This window comes from Facivitalis istanbulensis (assembly GCF_040560405.1).
GTDB classification, from domain to species: domain Bacteria; phylum Pseudomonadota; class Alphaproteobacteria; order Sphingomonadales; family Sphingomonadaceae; genus Sphingomonas; species Sphingomonas istanbulensis.
In genome coordinates, this window is sequence record NZ_JAVSCQ010000056.1 from 1 (window position 1) to 7,323 (window position 7,323).

General features: G+C 64.9%; 5 protein-coding genes and 2 pseudogenes. 5 read left to right on the top strand and 2 right to left on the bottom strand.

Features of this window, described 5'->3' with window-relative positions:
• Nucleotides 1–107 (top strand): annotated as a pseudogene (locus tag RN629_RS17945) (IS5/IS1182 family transposase); the annotation flags it as partial.
• Between the two features lie 1,596 nt (nucleotides 108–1,703).
• Here RN629_RS17945 and RN629_RS17950 read toward each other — a convergent pair.
• Nucleotides 1,704–3,452, bottom strand: coding sequence for an ATP-dependent DNA helicase (locus RN629_RS17950; protein ID WP_407036463.1), 1,749 nt, complete (start codon nucleotides 3,450–3,452; stop codon nucleotides 1,704–1,706).
• Between RN629_RS17950 and RN629_RS17955 the strand changes: the two genes are divergently transcribed.
• Genes RN629_RS17955 through RN629_RS17970 form a run of 4 tightly spaced genes read left to right on the top strand, consistent with a single transcriptional unit; the run spans nucleotide 3,399 to nucleotide 6,259 of the window.
• Nucleotides 3,399–5,276, top strand: a complete 1,878-nt coding sequence (locus RN629_RS17955) for a toprim domain-containing protein (RefSeq protein WP_407036464.1) — start codon at nucleotides 3,399–3,401, stop codon at nucleotides 5,274–5,276. The genes RN629_RS17950 and RN629_RS17955 overlap by 54 nt on opposite strands.
• Nucleotides 5,273–5,530 (top strand): tyrosine-type recombinase/integrase, encoded by a 258-nt coding sequence (locus tag RN629_RS17960; protein ID WP_407036465.1) that lies wholly within the window; start codon nucleotides 5,273–5,275, stop codon nucleotides 5,528–5,530. The genes RN629_RS17955 and RN629_RS17960 overlap by 4 nt, the downstream gene beginning before the upstream one ends.
• 50 nt (nucleotides 5,531–5,580) lie before the next feature.
• Nucleotides 5,581–5,937 carry a type II toxin-antitoxin system RelE/ParE family toxin gene (locus tag RN629_RS17965; RefSeq protein WP_407036466.1) on the top strand — a complete coding sequence of 119 codons (357 nt, stop codon included), beginning with the start codon at nucleotides 5,581–5,583 and terminating at the stop codon, nucleotides 5,935–5,937.
• Nucleotide 5,938: 1 nt separating this feature from the next.
• Nucleotides 5,939–6,259: an XRE family transcriptional regulator gene (locus RN629_RS17970; RefSeq protein ID WP_407036467.1), complete on the top strand. Its 321-nt coding sequence runs from the start codon at nucleotides 5,939–5,941 to the stop codon at nucleotides 6,257–6,259.
• A 968-nt stretch (nucleotides 6,260–7,227) separates the two neighbouring features.
• Here RN629_RS17970 and RN629_RS17975 read toward each other — a convergent pair.
• Nucleotides 7,228–7,323: pseudogene (locus tag RN629_RS17975) on the bottom strand (IS5/IS1182 family transposase); the annotation flags it as partial.

The following is a 7,323-nucleotide window of genomic DNA, read 5'->3' on the forward strand; positions in this document are numbered from 1 at the left end:
TCGGACGCCTGAAGGACTGGCGCCGCGTCGCCACCCGCTACGATCGGTGCCCGACCGTCTTCCTCTCCGCCATCGCGCTCGCTGCAACCGTCATCTTCTGGCTGTGATCAACGAGTCCTGACCCTAAGTCTAACCACTGGCATGTGGTCCCCTGCCATGTCGCAGTCTCAGTTAGACGCCGCTGTGGCAACGGGCGCCCGATCCTCGACAGACACTTGGTGCCGGAGTGGTGGACCATGCTGAAAATAGCAAGTAGTTTGGCGTTTTTGGCTTTGACTGCCATTTCGTTATCGGCGTGCGAAGCGAAACCGAGAGTTGATGATGGCGATACGCATGTCGCAGAGTCTATCTGTAGTGCGATAAAGTCACCTACGATCTCTATCGGCGTGAAGGTTACGTTAGAGGCCGAGTTCATATCTGACCGTCAAGAGCGGTCATTACTTCAAGATGATGACTGCCCTAAGGTCATAGTCTCTCCCTATGATGGGATCGATATAGTAAAAGATGAAGGATATCAGGCTTTTGCGCGCATCTTGGACGCGAATCCTCTCCAAGTTGGGTTGGTGAGGGCGCGCGTGAAGGTCTATGGCACCTTGAGGATGGAAGCTCCCAATAGATATCGGCTTGACGTGATACGGTACATTGAGAGCAGTGAGCGAAAAGAGCGATAGCAAGATTAAAGGAATAGCTCCTCTCTGCGGGATGAGCTGTTGTCGCAAACGATCCGGTCAATGGGCGCGATCCGACGGGGTTGGAGTGCACCAAGGACGGTCGTTTGTGCACGTCCGATGTCGCGCCTAAGACTACAGCTTCGGTGCAGAACACGCCGGCAATGGACAAGGCGATGCAAGATAACGCCAGCCAAGTCCGGGTGAGTTCGTCCGGAACCACTGAGAAGATAGGCTTCTTGGCTAAAGATAGCACAGGATCGATCGGTTTCCGCAATCCAGCTGACGCGAAGACCGGAAGCACATCAACTCAAGACAATGCTAGAGCTCGAAGTCAGCCAGGAGATGTGGCGGTAATACACGGTCACATACCTGGCCAGTCCCAAGGTATGCAAGATGATACTCAACGGGGCCGATCGCTCGGGGACTCACAGCCTCTTACTAGAGGGCTGACGAACGGAACTGTCATGGGCAACAGGTTGGGTGTTCACGAAGCAGTAGGGGGTGTTCTTCAGTTTCGAATGATTGACGGCAAAATGACATCGCAAGAGCGACGTGACATTCAGCGGAACCTTAACGACGAGCAGAGGATATTCCCATGACGGCCGTTAAACCTGCTGTCGTAATGTCGCTGGCTATCATAGGCATTGCTACTGGCTGCGTGGTGTCAGCGTCGCGATCCGCGTCCAACGATGTGCCGGCGACATTGCCAAGTGAGCTTGTCGAAAATCCAGACAAGTTCGATGGCAAGCATGTAAATGTCAGAGGTTATGTAGTTATCACTCCTGAGGGTAGGAATATCTTCGACTCAAAATCAGGGTCTAAAGCTCGAGAAGGAGTATGCCTGGGCTTGGCTGGTCCAAACTCAATGTTCACTCAGTTCCATCAGCGATATGTTAAAAATCTGTCTGGCATATTCAGAAAGAAAATTTGCGGGCCTGAGGATGTATGCCTCTATTGGTGCGGAGACTCTGGTATAGAGCTTGATTCTGGCAGTGCGCCGTAGTCAGGCGGGGCTCGCTACCGTTGTAATTTCTAGATGTCTGGGCCGGCGCTGTCGACAACGATGCCCGGACCGCAGCGCATCAGCGTTTCGTCAACCGCCCCGACCTGCGCGCCATCGCGCAGGCCAAGGGCGTCGGTGGGGGATGCGCGGCTGTCGATATAGACGGCCGCGCTGGTCCTGGCCCTGCTGATCGCGACATAGACGGAGGCGGCATCGACGGTCTTGGCGCGGAAGCTCTCCAGATGCGCCATGACCCGTTCGCAGGTGGCGCCCTGCGAGCTGTGGATGGTGCGGACCCAGCCATGTCGGATGTGGCGGTCGGCGAGGTGGCGGAGGTCGAGCATGTCGCGCCGCCCGTCCTCGCGCTCGACGACCATGCTGGAGCCGGCAGGGTCGATCGCGACCACCTCGGCGGTCTGCCCGTTGAGCCGGTCGGCGCGGTAGTTGTTGCGGGTGAACTGCACGCGGTCGCCGGCCCGAAACTCCTGCTCGACCTCGACGAAGGCCTCGGCCTGGGCGGCACCCCAGCGGGCGGGCTGCCAGTCGTGCGTCTTGCCCTTGTCGGGCACGAGTCGGACGGCGCCGCTCTCGGCGTCGACCGACTCCACCCGGTAACCGATCCCGGCGCGAGGCCGGCCCTTCTCGGACTTGCGGAACGCGACGATGTCGCTGGGCTGATAGCTGGTGGCGAGTCGGGCTTCGGTGCGGGTGAGGCCACGCGGCTCGAGGACACGGGCAACCATGGCGTCTTCGCCGAGCGTGCCGTCCGTGATGAGGGCGGCACGGATGGCGTCGGTCAGCTCCTGGCGACCTTGGCGGGTCGGGTCGAGCACGAGCGTCCGGGCGCGTTCTTCGCGGGAGAGCGCCGCGAAGTCGCGAGCGAGGACGGCTTGGCGGGTCTGGGTGTCGGGCTGTTCGACAACGCGGCCACCTCCGGCGTCGAGCGCATCGAACGCGGCCTGGGCGTCGCCGTCGAGCATGGCTTCCACGGCCGCCCTGGTGTGCGGATTGGTCTGGCGCACGATCTCGTCGAGTCGGGGGGTGAACATGCCGTCGTCCTGAAGCTGGCTGAAGGCGCGTCCAGCTTCGACGGAACCGAGCTGGTCGACGTCGCCGACGAGGACGAGCCGGGCGCCCTGAGCGCGGGCCTGGGCGAGCAGCGCCTCGGCGTCGCGGGCGCCGAGCATGGAGGTTTCGTCGACCGCCCAGACCTCGGGGCTGTGCTCGGCGCAGGCGATGGTGCTGGTGTGGCTGAGCATCCTGGCGAAGGTCATGTGCTCGGCGCCGATCGCGTTGCCGAGCACGGCCGCGGCGGTTGCGGTGGGCGCGAGCGCGCGGACCTCGAATCCCTGATCGCGCGCGGCGTCGGCGTAGGTGGCCAAGACTGTCGTGGTCTTGGGGGTGCCGGCGCTGTCCTGGATGCCGGTCACGCCATGGGGTGAGAGGAGGAGGTCGCGGGTGGCGTCGCGCTGGCCTTTCGTCCAGCGGTGCCCGTGCTCGGCCGATCGCAGTTCGGCCGCGCCGATGATGCGGCCGGCGTCGAAGCGGTCGGCGAGCAGTGCGACCGTGCCGCACGTCCCGGCCTCCAGCGCGAGCATCCGCCGCTCGGTCTCGACGCCCTCGCGGGTGGCGAAGCCAGCGACGCCACGCGCGGCGCGCGGGACTGCACGCGGCACGAGCGCCTCGGCGTGCCTAGCGCGGGCGATGGCGGCGAGGATGTCGGCATGGGCGACGCGGCCGCGCCCGGCATCGCCAGCCGCGCGCTCCAGAACGGCCATGGAGAACACCGCCTCGCGCTCGGCGAGGTGCTGGCCGGCGAAGGCGACGGCCTGGTCGGCCGCGAGCCGGCGCTGCCTGGGCGTTGGGACCGGGAGACCGGCCGCGCGGGCCTCGGCGCCGGCGACGAGGGTGCGGCGCACGTCCTCGGTGAAGCCGAGTTCGTCCGCGCGGGTGCGCCACGCGGTGACGAGCTGGCGCTGGTCGATCGCCTGTTTGGCCTATCTGGCGAAGCGCGTGCTTGCCCACCCGGACCTCATGACGCCTTCGGTCTGGGATTCGCCGACCGGACGCTGGGCTATCGGCTGCCGGCCGCGAACCGCAAGGCCGGCGCGGACGTGCGCGGCCAGCTCCAGCGCCTGGGCGTCCTGCGCGAGACGGGGCACGAACATCTGCGCGGTTCGCTGTTGGTGCCCATCCGGGCCGCGGCCGGCGGCGTCGTGAACCTCCACGGGCGCAAGATACGCGACGACCTGAGGAAGGGCACGCCCGACCACCTCTATCTGCCCGGCCCGCGTCGCGGCGTGCTCAACTGGCCGGCGCTCACCGCGTCCGACGAGGTGATCCTGTGCGAAGCGCCGCTCGACGCGCTGACCTTCTGGTGTGCCGGCTACCGGCACGTCACCACCGCCTGGGGCGCGGGTGGCCTCACCGACGAGATTGTCGCCGTGCTCGTCGAGCATGGCGTGCGCCGCGTGCTCGTGGCCTATGACCGGGACGCGGCCGGCGACAAGGGTGCCGCTGCCGTGGCCGACCGGCTCGCCCCCCATGGCCTGGGCATCTACCGCGTCCAGTTCCCCAAGGGCATGGACGCGAACGCCTATGCGCTCGCCGTCACGCCCGCGCCCAAGAGCCTGGGCGTGCTGCTGCGCGGGGCCGAGTGGATGGCGGGGAGCGAGGGCCGGCCCCGCACCGTGCCGCTCGACGATGAGGGCGATGCCGTGGACACCGTTCCTCTCTCAGCCGCTGAGCCGGACCCGCTGCCCACGTCAGTGTTGCCCGAGGTCATACCCGAACCGAGCCACGCCAGTCCCATCCCACCGTCCGCGCCGCCCCCGGTCGAGGCGACGGTCGGCGAGCGCGAGGTGGTGATTCAGCTCGGCGACCGGACCTGGCGTGCGCGGGGCCTCGCCCGCAACGCCTCGCCCGAAGTCATGAAGGTCAACCTGATGGTCCGGCGCAGGGAAGCCTTCCATGTCGACGGCCTCGACCTGATGAGTGCCAAGGCGCGGGCTGCCTTCGTCGCGGAGGCCGCGAACGAGCTGGGACTGCCGCCTGACGCGATGAAGCGTGACATTGGGCAGGTGCTCTTGAAGCTGGAGGCGGTGCAGGAGACGATGCTGCGCGAGACGGCGCCGGCCCCCGGCGTCGTCGTCAGCGCCGGGGACGAGGCGGTAGCCATGGCGTGGCTGCGCGCGCCGGACCTGCTCGACCGCATCGCGGCCGACATTGCCGCGACCGACGTGGTCGGCGAGGCCGAGAACGCGCTCACGGTGTATCTGGCCGCGCTCAGCCGCAAGCTCGACCGCCCGCTCGCGGTGCTGATCCAGTCGACCAGCGCGGCCGGCAAGAGCGCACTGATGGACGCGGTGCTCGACCTGGTGCCGGAGGAGGAGCGCGTCGCCTATTCCGCCATGACCGGGCAGTCGCTTTTCTATCTCGGTGAGGCCGATCTCAAGCACAAGGCGCTCGCCATTGCCGAGGAGGAAGGCGCGCGCCACGCCGCCTATGCCTTGAAGCTGCTCCAGAGCCAGGGCGCGCTCACCATCGCGTCGACCGGCAAGGACCCGGCGACCGGCAAGCTGGTGACGCAGGACTATATGTGAAAGCGGCCGGGGCCGGCAAGCCCGGCTCGTGCCACCTGCTGCGCCACACCGCCGCGACGCTGATGCTGGAGGGCGGTGCCGACATCCGGTTCATCCAGGCCATGCTCGGCCATGAGAGCCTGGAGACGACGCAGATATACACCCGCGTCTCGGCCGCCAAGCTCGCCGAGATCCACGCCGCCACCCACCCCGGCGCCCGCCTCGCCCGCGACCGCGCCCTGCTCGACGCCGCGCTCGCCGACGACGGCGACTGACATAGCCTGCGAGCTATGGACACGATATAGCCTTTGAGGTATGGAAACCCATGTCCTGGACCATTCTCTACCATGACGCCTTCGTCGCCGAACTGGAGGCGCTGGACGAGCTGGTGCAGGACGAATTGCTGACGATGGTCGAACTGCTGACGCTCAGCGGCCCCTCGCTGGGTCGACCGCACGCCGACACGCTGGCCGGCTCGCGCCACGCCAACATGAAGGAACTGCGGTTCCGCGCCGAAGGTGGCGTATGGCGCGTGGCCTTCGCCTTCGACCCGGAGCGTCGCGCCATCCTGCTCGTTGCGGGCGACAAGAGTGGGGTCGCGCAGAAGCGGTTCTACAAGGGACTCATCGCCAGGGCCGATGCGCGGTTCACCGAGCATCTCGACAGCTTGAAGGACGACTGACATGGCACGCACGCACGACGACATCATGGCCAGCCTGCCCGAGGAACGCCGCGAGCGCATCAAGGCCCGCGCCGCCAAGATGCACGCCGAGGTCGAGGGGCTGAAGGCGCTGCGCCTGCTTGCCGACCGCAGCCAGGAGCAGATTGCGCAGGCGCTCGGCGTCAAGCAGCCCTCGGTGCTCAAGATAGAGCGCCAGACCGACCTCTACCTGTCCACCCTGCGCCGCTTCGTCGAAGCCGCAGGCGGCACGCTGGAACTGCGCGTCGAGCTGCCGGGCAAGGGTGTCCTGCACCTGACTGGCGTCGGCGACATCCACGCCTGACCCATCCTCTCTCAGCCGCTTGCCCGCGCGCATCCGCGCGCGCATGATGTCGTCCGACGCTCTTTGAAGGCCGCTCGCGCGGTCGTGAAAAACCGCCTCAAGGCGATTCCGCTGCCGGCCCCGCACCGGCCTCCCGCGTGTGCGCGTAAGTCGCTGCACCGCCTCGGGAAAACCGCACCGATACGGCAGAGCCGCCTCAAGCGGACCTGTTGTGGGGAACGATCCCGTGAATAGGCGCGATCCGACGGGCGCCTACTCTTGCGGATCGTCGATGAACGCGGCGCAGTGCGGTACCTTCATGGCGAGGCAGAATGAAGCAATCGGACAGATAAAGGGTCAGATAACCGCTATGAAGGGGCTGCAAACCGCTCTTCAGAATGGCACCAAGCTCACGGGAGCGCAGCAGCAGCTAGCCAATCGGTTAAACACCTATGTTGGTCCGAAGGCTGGAAGCAATCCCGGAACAATAGGTTCTGTAATCAAGGAAGGATAAGGTATGCTATCTGGTCTGCAAGGAAGAAAGCCGTTCCAGGCGAGTCCAACCGCTGACGGAACAACCTACGCCACAAATAATCCTATCTTCGCTGGAAAGCTATATCCCAGCTTCTTTGCTGCATCTCCAGCTATGCAACGGCAAATTGTCACTCATGAATCAGGTCATGAACGTCCGGGGGTAGGAGATCGACGTTATACGAACGGAATAGGTCCGTATGGAGACGCGAATGCTTGCGCTATTGCACGCTATGGCCCCGATGCGTCTCTCACGAATGCAGATAACCTAGCGTTTGCTTACGGTTTTCAGAGGGATGACGACTAATGCGAATGGAATCTGCATTTCCGTTATCTCTGCTTCTGATGTCGGGCTGCGCCGAGAAGTCGCGTCAAGCGGAGGTTGATTTCACGGTTCAGTCATCGAGGAACCGCGATCTTGTTCCCGAGAATGTCATCCTAGGGTCAGGACTCGTTGATCACAGCCAGAAGATGACGGTTGCAGCGAGCGCGATGGCGGAGAGGAAGACGGTCGGGCACCGATCGTAGCGGGTGGCGACGCGGCGCCAGTCCTT

Bases quoted from the DNA above. Each gene is read 5' to 3' on its own strand.
- RN629_RS17955 (WP_407036464.1), top strand. From the start codon at position 3,399: ATGGGCGACGCGGCCGCGCCCGGCATCGCCAGCCGCGCGCTCCAGAAC.
- RN629_RS17950 (WP_407036463.1), bottom strand. From the start codon at position 3,452: ATGGCCGTTCTGGAGCGCGCGGCTGGCGATGCCGGGCGCGGCCGCGTC.
- RN629_RS17965 (WP_407036466.1), top strand. From the start codon at position 5,581: ATGTCCTGGACCATTCTCTACCATGACGCCTTCGTCGCCGAACTGGAG.
- RN629_RS17970 (WP_407036467.1), top strand. From the start codon at position 5,939: ATGGCACGCACGCACGACGACATCATGGCCAGCCTGCCCGAGGAACGC.